General features: G+C 64.6%; 8 protein-coding genes. 6 read left to right on the top strand and 2 right to left on the bottom strand.

Features of this window, described 5'->3' with window-relative positions; translation table 11 throughout:
- Positions 1-596: 596 nt before the first annotated feature.
- From ASG11_RS02955 to ASG11_RS02935, 5 genes are all read left to right on the top strand, one after another.
- Positions 597-3029 (top strand): TonB-dependent receptor domain-containing protein, encoded by a 2433-nt coding sequence (locus ASG11_RS02955; RefSeq protein ID WP_236697360.1) that lies wholly within the window; start codon positions 597-599, stop codon positions 3027-3029.
- Positions 3030-3223: 194 nt separating this feature from the next.
- Positions 3224-5716, top strand: a complete 2493-nt coding sequence (locus ASG11_RS02950; protein WP_055774965.1) for a TonB-dependent receptor domain-containing protein — start codon at positions 3224-3226, stop codon at positions 5714-5716.
- 127 nt (positions 5717-5843) lie between these two features.
- The gene (locus ASG11_RS02945; RefSeq protein WP_156363625.1) at positions 5844-6881 is read left to right on the top strand and encodes a DUF2332 domain-containing protein; all 1038 of its coding nucleotides are present in this window, start codon (positions 5844-5846) and stop codon (positions 6879-6881) included.
- A 55-nt stretch (positions 6882-6936) separates the two neighbouring features.
- A complete protein-coding gene (locus ASG11_RS02940; protein ID WP_082472766.1) occupies positions 6937-8736 on the top strand; it encodes a methyl-accepting chemotaxis protein in 1800 nt (599 codons plus the stop codon).
- Between the two features lie 345 nt (positions 8737-9081).
- Entirely contained in the window at positions 9082-9426 is a 345-nt protein-coding gene (locus tag ASG11_RS02935) for a response regulator (protein WP_236697359.1), read from the top strand.
- On the opposite strand, the gene ASG11_RS02930 is transcribed toward ASG11_RS02935, so the two are convergent.
- A complete protein-coding gene (locus ASG11_RS02930; RefSeq protein WP_082472557.1) occupies positions 9423-10601 on the bottom strand; it encodes a PAS domain-containing sensor histidine kinase in 1179 nt (392 codons plus the stop codon). The two genes, ASG11_RS02935 and ASG11_RS02930, sit on opposite strands and share 4 nt — an antisense overlap.
- Positions 10531-11319: an alpha/beta fold hydrolase gene (locus ASG11_RS02925; protein WP_055774953.1), complete on the bottom strand. Its 789-nt coding sequence runs from the start codon at positions 11317-11319 to the stop codon at positions 10531-10533. The genes ASG11_RS02930 and ASG11_RS02925 overlap by 71 nt, the downstream gene beginning before the upstream one ends.
- 811 nt (positions 11320-12130) lie before the next feature.
- On the opposite strand from ASG11_RS02925, the gene ASG11_RS02920 reads away from it, so the two are divergent.
- Positions 12131-13354: an SGNH/GDSL hydrolase family protein gene (locus tag ASG11_RS02920; RefSeq protein ID WP_055774950.1), complete on the top strand. Its 1224-nt coding sequence runs from the start codon at positions 12131-12133 to the stop codon at positions 13352-13354.
- The last annotated feature ends 15 nt before the right edge of the window (positions 13355-13369 follow it).

Below are 13369 nucleotides of genomic sequence, written 5' to 3'. Positions count from 1 at the left end.
ATAGGGACCGCACCTTCCTAGCGCAAATTATCGGCTGGTTGTACTGGAGGACATCGGCCGGCCGCGCCGGATGGGCCATCGCGATCCAAAATCCCCAGATCGTCCCGCCATGGCTATCGCGTCGATCCCATGCAGGTCGCGTCAGTGTCGGCAATTCAAAAGGATTTCGCAGCACATCATCGTCGACGTAATGTCGTCTATCCTAGTATCACACGCATCGACGAACCGTCGCAATCGCCATAAAAGCGCGTTGCAAGCCGCAGCTGCGCACCGAAGCGCGAACGATTCTCATTGAATTCCATCCCCAAGCTCAAAAGCTGGTGGAAGCATGCTGCCAAGGCCGTGAAACGCCAACTCCGTTTTTCGACAGGCGATGTCCGAGCATGCGATTTCACGGCTGGTGCTCGTGATCTCGCAGCTCCTGAATACTTGCCGTTACTGCAAAAATCGAGCGAGATCGACCACCCGATCGAAACCTATCCTATCATGGCAGCGATGACCGCGCATCGTTGCGGACGGGATGCATATCGGGGGACTCGATGAAACTTTTTTATCTTAGCGCGGCAATTGCGCCATTTTGCGTGATGACGCCCGCCATGGCGGAAACGATGCCGGTGGCCGCCCCCGGCGATGCGGACGCGCAGCCCGCTTCATCCCATAAGGATGCCGATACGGTCACCACCGGCGTCGCCAAGGGGCGCGACCGTCTCGACAGCGCGACCTCGACCAGTTCGCTGCGCGAAGCCGATATCGCCAAGCTGGCGCCGCAGTCGATCGGCGAACTGATGCGCGACATTCCGGGCGTGCGGTCGGAAGCGTCGAACGGCGAGGGCAACGCCAACATCTCGATCCGCGGCCTGCCGATCGCGACGGCCGGTGCCAAGTTCGTCCAGTTGCAGGAAGATGGCCTGCCGGTACTCGAATTCGGCGACATGGCGTATACCGCCGCCGACATGTTCCTGCGCGCCGACCTCAGCCTTCAGCAGGTCGACGTGATCCGCGGCGGTTCGGCCTCGACCTTCGCATCGAACTCGCCGGGCGGCATCATCAACTTCATTTCGAAGACTGGCGAGACCGAGGGCGGCGCGGTCGCGCTCAGCACGGGACTCGACTACGACCAGTATCGCGCCGATTTCGATTACGGGATGAAGCTCAGCGATACGTTGCGCCTGCACGTCGGGGGCTTCTACCGTCAGGGGGAAGGCCCACGCCGCACCGGTTACGATGCGCAAAAGGGCGGCCAGATCAAGATGAACGTCACGAAGACGTTCGATGGCGGCTATATCCGCCTGTACGGCAAGTATCTCGACGATCGTACGCCCTATTACGAAACCGTCCCATTGCGCGTGACGGGTACCAACGGCGATCCGCAATATTCGGCCGTTGCCAATTTCGACCCCACAAGGGATTCGATACTGTCCCGATACAATCAGTCGCTCACTCTGCTCGGCCCGGACAATTCGGTCGTCACCGACGACGTCCGCGAGGGGCAGCACGCCATCGTGAAATCGTTGGGCGTCGAAGCGCAGTTGAATGTCGGTGGCTGGACCGTGATGGAAAAGTTCCGTTTCGCCGATATCGGCGGCCGGTTCGTCGGTTCGCTCGCTCCGGTCATCATGCCGGCGGCGGCCACCGCGGCGACCTATGGCGGCGTCGGCGCGACCCTGTCCTATGCCAACGGTCCGCAGGCCGGCACCGCCATCACCAATCCCGCCGGACTGAACGGCAACGGACTGCTGGCCGCGACGACGTTCCAGGACCGGCGGATCGACAGCCTCGCCAACGTCACCAACGATATCCGGGCGAGCCGGACCTGGAACATCGGCGGTGGCGAACTGACCACGACGGCCGGCTTCTACGCATCGCGCCAGTCGATCGACACGAATGTCATGTTCACCACCAAGCTGCTGGAAGTGCGCGGCGACGGTCGCGCGGCATTGGTCAACATCACCAACGCCGCCGGACAGCCGGTGACGCTGGACGGCGTGTTGTCCTACGACATCTATTTCGCTCCCGGCCGGGCACGCCGCCGCACCTATATCGATTATGGCATCAATGCGCCGTTCGGTTCGGTCAATTACCATATCGGCAAGGTCGCGATCGGTGCCAGCCTGCGGTACGATTTCGGCAGCGTCAACGGCACGCTCTTTTCGGCCGACGCCGGTGGCGGTCGCGTCGGCCGGGTGTCGCGCGACATCAATGGCGACGGCGTAATTTCAATCGCGGAAACCCGGGTCGGCATCACGCCGCTCTCCGCGCCGGCGCCGCTCGACTATGATTATCGCTATTTGTCCTATTCGGCCGGGGTGAACTACCGGATCGCCGACGCGTTCGCGGTGTTCGGCCGCTACAGCCGCGGCGCGCGCGCCTCGGCCGACCGCATCCTGTTCACGCCGAGCCTCAGTCAGATCGACGGTAGCCTGCTGGTGCCCAATGCAGCGTACGATCCGGTCCGCCAGGCCGAAATCGGCGCCAAATTCCGTCGATCGGGGCTTACGCTGAACCTGACCGGTTTCTGGGCCAAGGCGCAGGATACCAATCTCGACACCGGCGGCGGCGGGGTGATCAGCCGCCAGTACCGCGCATACGGTGCCGAATTCGAAGGTGGGATCCGCCGGGGCATTTTCGGCCTGACGGCGGGTGCGACCTACACCAAGGCCAACATCGTCGCCGACGGCGTCAATGCGGCGGTCATCGGCAACGTGCCGCGCCATCAGGCGAGCGTCATCTTCCAGGCGACGCCGCAGCTCACGACCGATCGCTTCAGCCTCGGCGCGGTGTTCATCGGCACGACCGGCAGCTATGCGCAGGACACCAACCTGCTCAAGATGCCGGGTTACGTCACGACCAACGCCTTCGTCCAGTTCCGCCCGATGCAGCGCCTGCTATTGTCGCTCAACGCGAACAACCTCTTCGACGTGACGGCGCTAACCGGCGTCGATAGCGCCGCCATCCCGGCGAGCGGGGTGGTGAACGCCAGAGTGCTGAACGGCCGGACCACGGCGTTGACGGCGCGCCTCGACTTTTGACGCGGCAGCGACCGGCCGCGCGAATCATTAACGATATCAGAGTCTTGATCGCAACGACTTGATGGCCGGCGGCGGTGGGATCGCCGGCCTGTGCATCGGGCCGGCCGGTCCCGGCGCGCGTCGTCGATGCGGCGATCGGACGATCCAAGGTTCGCGGGCATGGGGCCATGTCCTGTATATTCACCGGGGGGTTTATGAACAAAGTCACGTTATTGCTGGGTGCCAGCCTGTTCGCCATCGCCGGCCAGGCCCATGCACGCGACGCCGATCCGGCACCGACCGCGGTCGAGCCGGATGCTCGACCCGCGCCGTTGCGGAAGGATGCCGATACGGTCACCACCGGCGTCGCCAAGGGGCGCGACCGTCTCGACAGCGCGACCTCGACCAGTTCGCTGCGCGAAGCCGACATCGCCAAGCTGGCGCCGCAGTCGATCGGCGAATTGATGCGTGACATTCCGGGCGTGCGGTCGGAGGCGTCGAACGGCGAGGGCAATGCCAACATCTCGATCCGCGGCCTGCCGATCGCCTCGTCGGGCGCCAAGTTCGTCCAGCTTGAGGAAGACGGTCTGCCGGTGCTGGAGTTCGGCGACATCGCCTTCACCGGTGCCGACATGTTCCTGCGCGCCGACCTCAGCCTCCAGCAGGTCGACGTGATCCGCGGCGGTTCGGCCTCGACCTTCGCATCGAACTCGCCGGGCGGCATCATCAACTTCATTTCGAAGACCGGCGAGACCGAGGGCGGCGCGGTCGCGCTGACGTCGGGCCTGGATTATCGCCAATATCGCGCCGATTTCGACTATGGCCTGCATCTGAGCGACAGCCTGCGCCTGCACGTCGGCGGCTTCTACCGCCAGGGCGAAGGCCCGCGCCGCGCCGGCTACGACGCGCAGAAGGGCGGCCAGATCAAGCTGAACGTCACCAAGACGTTCCCGGGCGGCTATATCCGCCTGTACGGCAAGTATCTCGACGATCGCTCGCCATATTACGACAATGTGCCGCTGCGCGTCTCAGGCACCGACGGCGACCCCAAATATTCGGCCGTCGCCAATTTCGATCCGACCAGGGATACGCTCCTGTCGAGATACAATCCGTCGATCACCCTGTTGGGCGCCGACAACACCCCGACCAGCGTGGACCTGCGCGAAGGGCAGCATGCGGTCGTGAAGGCGTTCGGGGTGGAGGCCAGGATCGATCTCGGCGACTGGACGGTGATCGAGAAGTTCCGCTTCGCCGATATCGGCGGGCGGATGGTGGCGGCGATCAATCCCAATTTCCTGCCCGCGGCGCAGCCGGCCGCGTTCTTCGCCGGCCCGGGCGCGCGGCTGAGCTATGCCAGCGGGCCGCTGGCCGGTACCGCGATCGCCGATCCCACGACGCTGAACGGCAACGGCCTGCTGGTGGCGGCGACGACCCAGAACATCCCGTTTGCCGGAATGGACAACGTCACCAACGATCTACGGGCCAGCCGGACCTGGCACATCGGCGGCGGCGAACTGACGACGACGGCAGGCTTCTACGCCTCGCGACAGGCGATCGACCAAGACACGCTGTGGACCACGCAACTGATCGAGGTGCGCGGCGGCGGCAATGCCGCGCTGATCGACGTCGCCACCGCCGCCGGGGTGCAGACGACGTCGAATGGCGTGGGATCCTATACCTTCGCCTTCGCGCCCGCCTCGCTGCGACGGCGGCTTCGCGTCGATTACGGCGTCAATGCGCCGTTCGCCTCGCTCAACTATCATATCGGCAAAGTCGCGATCGGCGGCAGCCTGCGCTACGATGTCGGCAGTGCCCGAGGGTCGATCTTCGGGTCGGAGCTGGGCGGCGGACGGATCGGCGTGGTGTCGCGCGACATGAATGGCGACGGCGTCCTCTCGCCGGCGGAAACCAAGGTCGGCGTCACGCCGCTCACGGCTCCGGCACCGGTGGATTACGCCTACCGGTACCTGTCCTATTCGGCCGGCGTCAACGTCCGCATCGCCGAACCCTTCTCGGTCTTCGGGCGCTATAGCCGCGGTGCGCGCGCCAATGCCGACCGGATCCTGTTTTCGCCGATCGTCAGCGCCACCACCGGCGGTCTCAACCTCCCCGACGCGGTCTATGATCCCGTCCAACAGGCAGAGATCGGCGCGAAATACCGCGATGCCGGCCTGACGCTGAACCTGACCGGCTTCTGGGCCAAGGCACAGGACACGAATATCGATACGACGAACGGCCAGCCGATCGCCCGCCGATATCGTGCGATCGGCGCCGAGTTCGAAGGCGGCTACCGGCATGGCATCTTCAGTCTGACCGCCGGCGCGACCTACACCAAGGCGAGGATCGTCGCCGACGGTGTCAGCCCGGAGATCGTCGGGAACGTCCCGCGTCATCAGGCGGATCTGATCTTCCAGGCCACGCCGCAGATCACGACCGATCGCTTCGACATCGGCGCGGTGTTCATCGGCACCACCGACAGCTACGCGGCGGATGCGAATCTGCTTAAGATGCCCGGATACGTCACGACCAACGCGTTCGTGCAGTTTCGGCTCGCGCGACGGCTTCAGCTCTCGCTCAACGCCAACAATCTGTTCGACACCATCGCGATCACCAACATCCTGAGCGCGACGATCCCGGCGAACGGGGTCGTGAGCGCCAAGGTCCTGAACGGTCGCACGCTGTCCGCGTCGGCCCGTTTCGATTTCTGATGATGGGACAGAGCCGGTCGGGCGCGGCCAACATAATCCGGGCTCCGAGCGCCGACCGCGCCGAACCGACGATGCGGCGGACGACGATGATTCAGACCCCGCTCCCGAAAACGTGGACGACAACGCTATGATGCATGCCTGCGTGAATGAAGCTGAGCTGATCCGTCAGGCGTCGGTGGCCCGCAGACTGGGCTCGCCGTTCGTGGCCCGGATATTGGAAGCGGGGCAGCGCCAGCTTTCCCATGCGCCGACGACACGCCAAATGATCGCGAACTGGCCAGGGGATCCCGCCCGCGCCGCAATGGCGATGCGCTTCAACGGCGCGCTGCACGCGCTGGCCCGGCGCGGCGGCGTTCCGGCGCTCGGCGAGCTCTACGCCCGCAAAGGCGGCGATTTCGATGGGCCGGTCGCGGCGGCACTGGCGCAGGAAGACGATTTCATCGCGACATGGATGCGACGTACGCCGCAAACCAACGAGGTCGGACGGTCGGCGGCGATTGTTCTCGCGCTGCTGGTGGCGCACGCCGATCACGGGCTGCCGTTCGAACTGCTCGAACTCGGGTCGAGCGCCGGCCTCAACCTCAATCTTGCGCGCTATTCCTACGATCTGGGCGGGGTCGTCATCGGAGACTCCGCATCCAACGTCCGGCTTTCGCCGCACTGGACCGGGCCGGCAATCCGGCCCGCGGCGATCGACGTGGTGTCCGCGCGGGGCGTCGATATCGATCCGCTCGATCCCGCCGACGCGGCCACGCGCGAACGGTTGCTGGCCTATGTCTGGGCCGACCAGCCGGAACGCGCCGAGCGTCTGGAACGTGCGCTGGCGATCGCCCGCGATCATCCGCCGCGCATCGACCGGGGCACTGCCGCGGACTGGATCGAACGGCAGCTGCTCGGTCCGCAGGACGAAGGCGTCTGCCGCGTCGTGTTCCATTCGATGGTGCTGCAATATCTTCACGCCGACGATCGAGCGCGGGTGGCAAGCGCGATCCAGGCCGCCGCCGGCCGGGCCAGTGCGAAACGCCCCCTGGTGTGGATCCAATACGAATGGAACGCCGATCGCACGGACGTGGTGCTGCAGACGACGAGTTGGCCCGGCGGCATCAAGCGCGATCTCGCCCGCTGCCATGCCTATGCCGCCTGGATCGACTGGACCGGTCCATGACCTCGTCCCGACCGACTTTTCCTTCGAACGCCAACCTTACCCGGAGCATATGGCCATGTTGACCGCTCTCAGCATCCCGCGAAAGCTGGGTCTTTCCTTCATCGCCGTCAGCGCGGCGGCCGCGATCATGATGTTGGTGTTCTTCACGAATATCAGCCAGATCCGCGAATCGACCGAGAAGAACAACCTCAGTCAGTCGATCTTCGCCAAGGCGTTGACGCTGGAAACCTCGATGCTGCGTCAGAACAGCCAGTTCCGTGGCTTCCTGGTGACGTCGGACGCGACGTACCTCAAATCCTACAACGAAGCGCGCGACGAATACGACAAGACGTCGGTCGAGCTGGAAGGCTTGCTGACCGATCCCGCGCGCCGGGCACTGGTCGTCCAGTCGCGTAGCGAGACCTTGGCATGGCGGAAGAATTGGGGCGATCGGCTGATCGAGCGCGTGCGGGACGGCGGGCGCGAGGAAGCCCAGGCGGAAGTGCGCGCGGCCGGCGACAAGGTGCTGGTCAGCAAGGTCGCGATCCCCTTGCGCGAACTCCGTGCGACCGAAACCAAGAACATCGAGGACAATTCCGCGCAGCAGGACAAAGCCATCGCCACCGCGACGATCGCGCTGATCATCGGCGGCCTGGCCCTGATCGGCCTGGCGACTGGCCTGGCGGTGGTGTTGAGCCAGGCGATCGCGCGACCGATCACGCGCCTGACGAAATCCATGGCGGAGCTCGCCACGGGCCAGCACGATCTCGCCGTCCCCGACATCGTCCGCCGCGACGAGCTTGGCGACATGGCCCGCGCCGTCGTCGTCTTCCAGGATGCGGCCCGCGGCAAGCAGGCCGACGATGCCCGCAAGGCGCGTTCGGATGCCGAACAGAAGCTGGTGGTGGAAACGCTCAGCGACCAGCTCGCGACGCTGTCGACGGGCGATCTGACGGCCAGCATCTCGATCGATTTTCCGGCGGAATACGCGTCGTTGAAAAGCAATTTCAACGACGCGCTCGGCAATCTGCGAACGCTGATCGCAGCGGTCGGTGAAAGCGCGACCACGATCCACACCGGGTCGAACGAGATCGCCGAGGCGTCCGAGGATCTCGCGCGGCGCACCGAAAGCAATGCCGCCAGCCTGGAGCAGACCGCCGCGTCGGTGGCGCAGATGGACGGCCGGTTGCGGACCAGCGCCACGGCGGCGGCCCAGACGGCGGAACGCACCGATCAGGCATTGACCATCGTCAGCGACGGGCGGGACGTCGCGGACAAGGCCGTACAGGCGATGGGGCGGGTATCCGGCAGTGCCAAGGGCATCGATGCCGTGATCGAAGGGCTCGACAAGATCGCGTTCCAGACCCGCGTTCTGGCAATGAACGCTGCGGTCGAGGCCGGGCGCGCGGGCGAGGCCGGGCGTGGCTTCGCAGTGGTCGCGGACCTTGTTTCGGCCCTGGCGATGCGCGCCGAGGAGGAGGCCAAGACAGCGCGCGACCAACTGACCGTGACCCAGGCCGATATCGTCACTGCCGTCGATGCGGTTCACAAGGTGGACGACGCGCTGGTGACGATCTCCGACGATGTCGGCGAGGTCCACCGCCTCGTCGCCCGCATGGCGAGCGACAATCAGGCACAGTCCGCCGCGATCACCGAAATCTCCGCCGCGATCGGCACGATGGACCGATCCACCCAGCAGAATGCCGCCATGGTCGAGCAAACCTCGGCCGCCGCGCGCAATCTGGTGTCGGAAGTCGGCCGGCTTTCACAACGTTCCAGCCAGTTCATCGTCAGCAGCGGCGGTCGCGCGGCTGTAAAGCGAGCGGTCCACCTCAGCCCCCCTGCTCGGTCGAGGGCAGCGGAACTTGCCTGTTAAAATTGTGCCGGACCGGGCGTCGTCGCGAATATATTCCCCTTTTCTGGCCACCCACTTCGCTCGAGGTGAGGCTTGCCGTATTTTATGCATATAGGATTTGCGATATTCAGCGTGGGTGGGTGGCCAAAGCCGCCGTCCGAACGCCAGCGGCTTTTTACGGTACGCGAGAGAAAACGGACTAGCCGCAACCGCCCGACTCCTGTTCATCACGTCGTTTTCCGCCGCCAAATTCTGCCCGTCATGATGTCGACGAGCCTTCACGCACCCCACCGCAGTGCGCAATGTGCCCGATCCCATAGCTGACGCGTTGGGGTGGCTTGGGTCTGGAGAAGCGGTTTGTGCCATGTGCTGATCATCGAGGACGAGCCGCTTATCGCGCTCGATTTGGAAGACCTGCTTGGGCGCTACGGTGCGCTGACGTTCAGCTTCGCCGATAGCCAGCGGGGTGCGATCGATGCGTCCCGCACCATCCGGCCCGATTTCATCCTGTCGGACGTATCGCTGCTCGAAGGCACGGGCCCGCTTGCAGTAAAGGCGATCTGCGGTGAACTCGGGGCGATCCCCGTGATCTTCGTGACGGCGACACCGGAGGCCTGCTTGCCGTGCGCGCCGCCGGGACTGGTCTTCCGCAAGCCGATGGACCGACCCGCGATCGGTGCTGCCTTTCGCAAGATGGCGTTCGCGGCCTAACCCGGCGGCTGTCTCGTCAACGGCATCGAAAATGTGAAGCGCGTTTGGTGCTCGTCCGAAGTCACCTCAAGCGTTCCATCGTGCGCCTTGGCGATTTCGGAAGCGATGTGCAGGCCGAGCCCGAGCCCAACCTGGTTGGGTCGAAGCTCGCCTCTGAAAAAGGGCTGAAACAGCTTTTCGCGCGTGACCTTATCGATCGGTCGCCCTCCGTTGGCCACGGAGATTTCGAGCACGCCGTCCAGAGTCGCCGCCCGAACGTGGATCGGGTCGGCTTTCGATCCGTGAGTGACGGCGTTACCCAGGAGGTTGGACAGCAGTTGCCCGAGCCGAACGCGGTCGCAATCCACGTCCTCCCCGATCGCGATCTCGGTCTCTATCCGCCTGTCCGGCGACACCGACACGATCTCCGCGATAACCTGCTCAAGCACCGGAGCGAGTGGCGCCGAGGCGTCCCGGCTCAACGTCAAGCCGCCGCCGAGCCGGCCGCGCGCGAAATCGAGAACATTGTCGATCAGATCGGACGCTCTCAGCACGCTGCCCAGCATCAGAGACAGGATTCGCCGCCCTTTGGGGCTGACGATCTCGCCTTCCGTCAGCAACCGGACGCCGCTGCTGATCGATGCCAGCGGGTTGCGCAGGTCATGGCCGAGCACCGCTATGAACTGTTCGCGCAACTGCGACGCCTCCTGCTCGGCGAGCACGGCGCGGTCGGTCGCGTTCTTCGCCTCGATCAACGCGCGCTCGTAACGGCGACGTTCGGTTGCCTTGAAAATCGCCAGATCGATGCGCGCAAGGCCACCGGTCACGTCCCGGCGCTCGGCGGCGTTCATCAGCGTCTGGATCCTGCTTCCATCGCGCGCGACCAGATCCATCGCCACCTCGTCGACGAACCCCTGCATCCGCAGCAACGGAGAGATGTTCGTCTCGTGGAAGATACGCGCGGGCACGCTCAGCAGGTCTTGAAACCGCATGCCTGGGAGATCGTTCGCAGCGTAACCGATCCACTCCGCCAGCCGCCGATTGGCGGAGGCGATCCTGCCATCGGGCAGCAGCGACAAGAGACCGCAGGGCACGTCGTCGGCGTTATGCCTGTCGGGGCCTGGCTCAGACAAAGGCGCGGATCGCGGCGATGACGTCTTCGGGTGCACTGAGATTGGGGCAATGCCCGGTGGCATCCAGCAGCACCATCTCGCTGCCCGGAATATGGTCGCGGACATACTCCCCCACTTCGACGGGTGCTATCGTGTCCTCGCGACATTGCAGGATGAGCGTTCGTGCAGTGACCTTCGCAAGGTCGGCGCGATTGTCGGAGGTGAAAGTCACACGCGCGAAATCGTGGGCGATAGCCGGATCGGTCCGACAGAAACTGTTGGTCAGTTCCTCGCCGAGCTCGGGCCGGTCCGGGTTGGCCATGATGACCGGCGCCATCATCGCGGACCAGCCGAGATGATTGTCCGCCAGCGAAGCCAGCAGTTCGTCGATATCCGATGCGGTGAAGCCGCCGCGATAGGCGCCGTCATCGATATAGCGGGGCGACGGACTGACCAGAACGAGATCGGCGAACAGCGACGGATCGAGAAGCGAGGCAAGTACCCCGATCATCGCGCTCACGGAATGCCCTACAAAAACCGCGTCGCGCAGGTCGAGTTCGGTGGCGATTTCGATGAGATCGGCTGCATAGCCGGCAAGCGTGCCGTATCGCACGGGATCGTAGAGCGACAGATCGGACCCCCCGGCCCCGACCTGATCGAACAGCACCGTTCGGAAGTCGCGCTCGAACGCCGGCGCGACGAGACGCCACATATTCTGGTCGCAGCCGAATCCGTGCGCGAACACCATCGCACGCTTGCCGCCCCCGGCGATCCGCACATTGTTTCGCTGCAATACAGACATTTGTCCCCCGACACCGGACAGGCTCCGGAACATTGTCTCTAGCCTCCCTGTATCGCAGATCATAGCGTGACCGGCAGAAGAGGCCGCAGCGACACCGGGGTCGACCGATCGACGATCATCGACGGGCAAAACGGTTCCGCAGCACAAGACCAACCGACCGGTTCAGGTCGAGCTGATGGACACGGCCCGAGACTTTCCGCGTGTGATTGGAGCGGCGCGGCGGCACGCTGGGCGATTAGGTCTTTTCACTCGAAAAAGCTGCCCTCGCCCGCTCGCCGACGACCCAAGTTCGGCGGTCCGGCGCAATTTCCAAAGTTCGTCGTTCAGTCGGGCTAGCGGAAAGACAACTTGCCGCCGCGGTCTGCGATCGAATGAGGGAATAACGTTGCAGCCCGGGGTTGCAAGGCGTCGCAAGTTCTCGGCCGCTCGGCAGATGTCTTTGACCGACACGCCAACTTGGACCCGGCTTCAGGTCGTCGCGCTGTCGCAAGGCGTAATGTCTTCCCATTTCCGTTTGAAGAGCGCTTGCCAAGGCCGCACCTATCAGAAACCATCGGTGCCGGTAGCCCGATCGATTCCGTCCGGCTAGATAACGATACGATTTAGGTTGCGGCGATGGATACCGACGAACGCTGGAGACGACCTCTCGACCGTTACGCGTGGGACAGCCCTTGGCCGCTTGGCGGCGTGGGCCGCCGCCTCGGCTGGCGAAGCTCGGCAAGCACGCGCGAGCCATGCCTGTCGACCGGAACTGAGCGGTGACGATCCGGATCGAACTGACCGAATGGATTAAAGTGAAAGCGAGAACGTGATGTCTTTACGTACGGTGGCCTTCGCGCTGATCGTCTCCACGCTGGCGGCCAGCCCCGCCGTTCCACGGTCTCGGCCCGTGTGGTCGGCGAGTTGGGCGGCGTCGCCTGCACCGCCCTTGGCATCGGCGCCGGGGCTGCCTGCCGCCGCCATGGCGCGCGCCTTCAACAACCAGACCGTCAGCCAGATCGTGCGCCTGAGTGTCGGTGGCGACGAGCTCCGGCTGCGGCTGACCAACGAATATGGCAGGAACCCGCTCAAGATCGGTGCCGCGCATATCGCGTTGGTCGATCCGACAGGCCGGGTGATCGGCGGCACGGACCGGATCGTGACCTTTGGCGGGCGTGGCGAGGTCGTGATCCCGCCCGGTGCGCCATGGGTCAGCGATGCCGTCAAGCTGCCGGTGCCGGCACGCGCGCGACTGCGGATCAGCCTGTTCTTCCCCGAAGATACCGGACTGTGCACGTGCCACGCGATCGGCGGACAGACCGCCACGGTGTCGCCGCCGGGCGATTTCAGCGGCAAGGATTTTTCGCCGGTCGCGACGTTTATCGCCCGCGCATTTATTTCCGAGGTCGATGTCGGCGGGCCGCGTGCGAGACCCGTCATCGTTGCCTTCGGCGATTCCATTACCGACGGCTATCTGTCGAGCGTCGATCAGGATCAGCGTTGGCCGGATCGGCTTGCGGAGCGCCTTGCCGCCGACCCGCGATATGCCGGCCACGGCGTCGTGAATGCCGGCATCGGCGGCAATCGCATTCTGGCCGACGGTGCCATCGCGCTGTTCGGCCAGAGCGCGGTCGCGCGGTTCGATCGCGACGTACTGTCCGTTCCCGGCGTCAGCACCATTATCATGCTCGAGGGCGTGAACGATATCGGCCAGGCCCGGGCCACGCCCATCGACGCGGAGACGTTGATCGAGGGCTATCGCCAAATCATCGTACGCGCGCATGCCAAGGGCATCAGGATTATCGGCGGAACGATCCTCCCCTATGAGGGCGCGGCCTATTATCGACCGCAGGGCGATCTGGTCCGTACTGCCGTCAACCGCTGGATTCTCGGGTCGGGGGAGTTTGACGGCACGATCGATTTCGACGCGGCGATGCGCGACCCGTCCAGGCCGAAACGTCTGCGAGCGGAATTGCAGTCCGGGGACTGGCTGCATCCGAACGATGCGGGATACCGCGCGATGGGCGACGCCATCAGGCTGGCGATGTTGCACTGAAGAGGATCGGATCGG

Source organism: Sphingomonas sp. Leaf357 (assembly GCF_001423845.1).
Classification (GTDB): domain Bacteria; phylum Pseudomonadota; class Alphaproteobacteria; order Sphingomonadales; family Sphingomonadaceae; genus Sphingomonas.
The sequence above is the reverse complement of the archived record's forward strand: the minus strand, read 5'-3'. Positions and strand labels throughout refer to the sequence as shown.

What these genes read in the sequence shown, in the direction of transcription:
- ASG11_RS02955 (WP_236697360.1), top strand. Translation starts at nt 597, where the DNA reads ATGGCGGAAACGATGCCGGTGGCCGCCCCCGGCGATGCGGACGCGCAG.
- ASG11_RS02950 (WP_055774965.1), top strand. Translation starts at nt 3,224, where the DNA reads ATGAACAAAGTCACGTTATTGCTGGGTGCCAGCCTGTTCGCCATCGCC.
- ASG11_RS02945 (WP_156363625.1), top strand. Translation starts at nt 5,844, where the DNA reads ATGATGCATGCCTGCGTGAATGAAGCTGAGCTGATCCGTCAGGCGTCG.
- ASG11_RS02940 (WP_082472766.1), top strand. Translation starts at nt 6,937, where the DNA reads ATGTTGACCGCTCTCAGCATCCCGCGAAAGCTGGGTCTTTCCTTCATC.
- ASG11_RS02930 (WP_082472557.1), bottom strand. Translation starts at nt 10,601, where the DNA reads ATGCCACCGGGCATTGCCCCAATCTCAGTGCACCCGAAGACGTCATCG.
- ASG11_RS02925 (WP_055774953.1), bottom strand. Translation starts at nt 11,319, where the DNA reads ATGTCTGTATTGCAGCGAAACAATGTGCGGATCGCCGGGGGCGGCAAG.
- ASG11_RS02920 (WP_055774950.1), top strand. Translation starts at nt 12,131, where the DNA reads ATGTCTTTACGTACGGTGGCCTTCGCGCTGATCGTCTCCACGCTGGCG.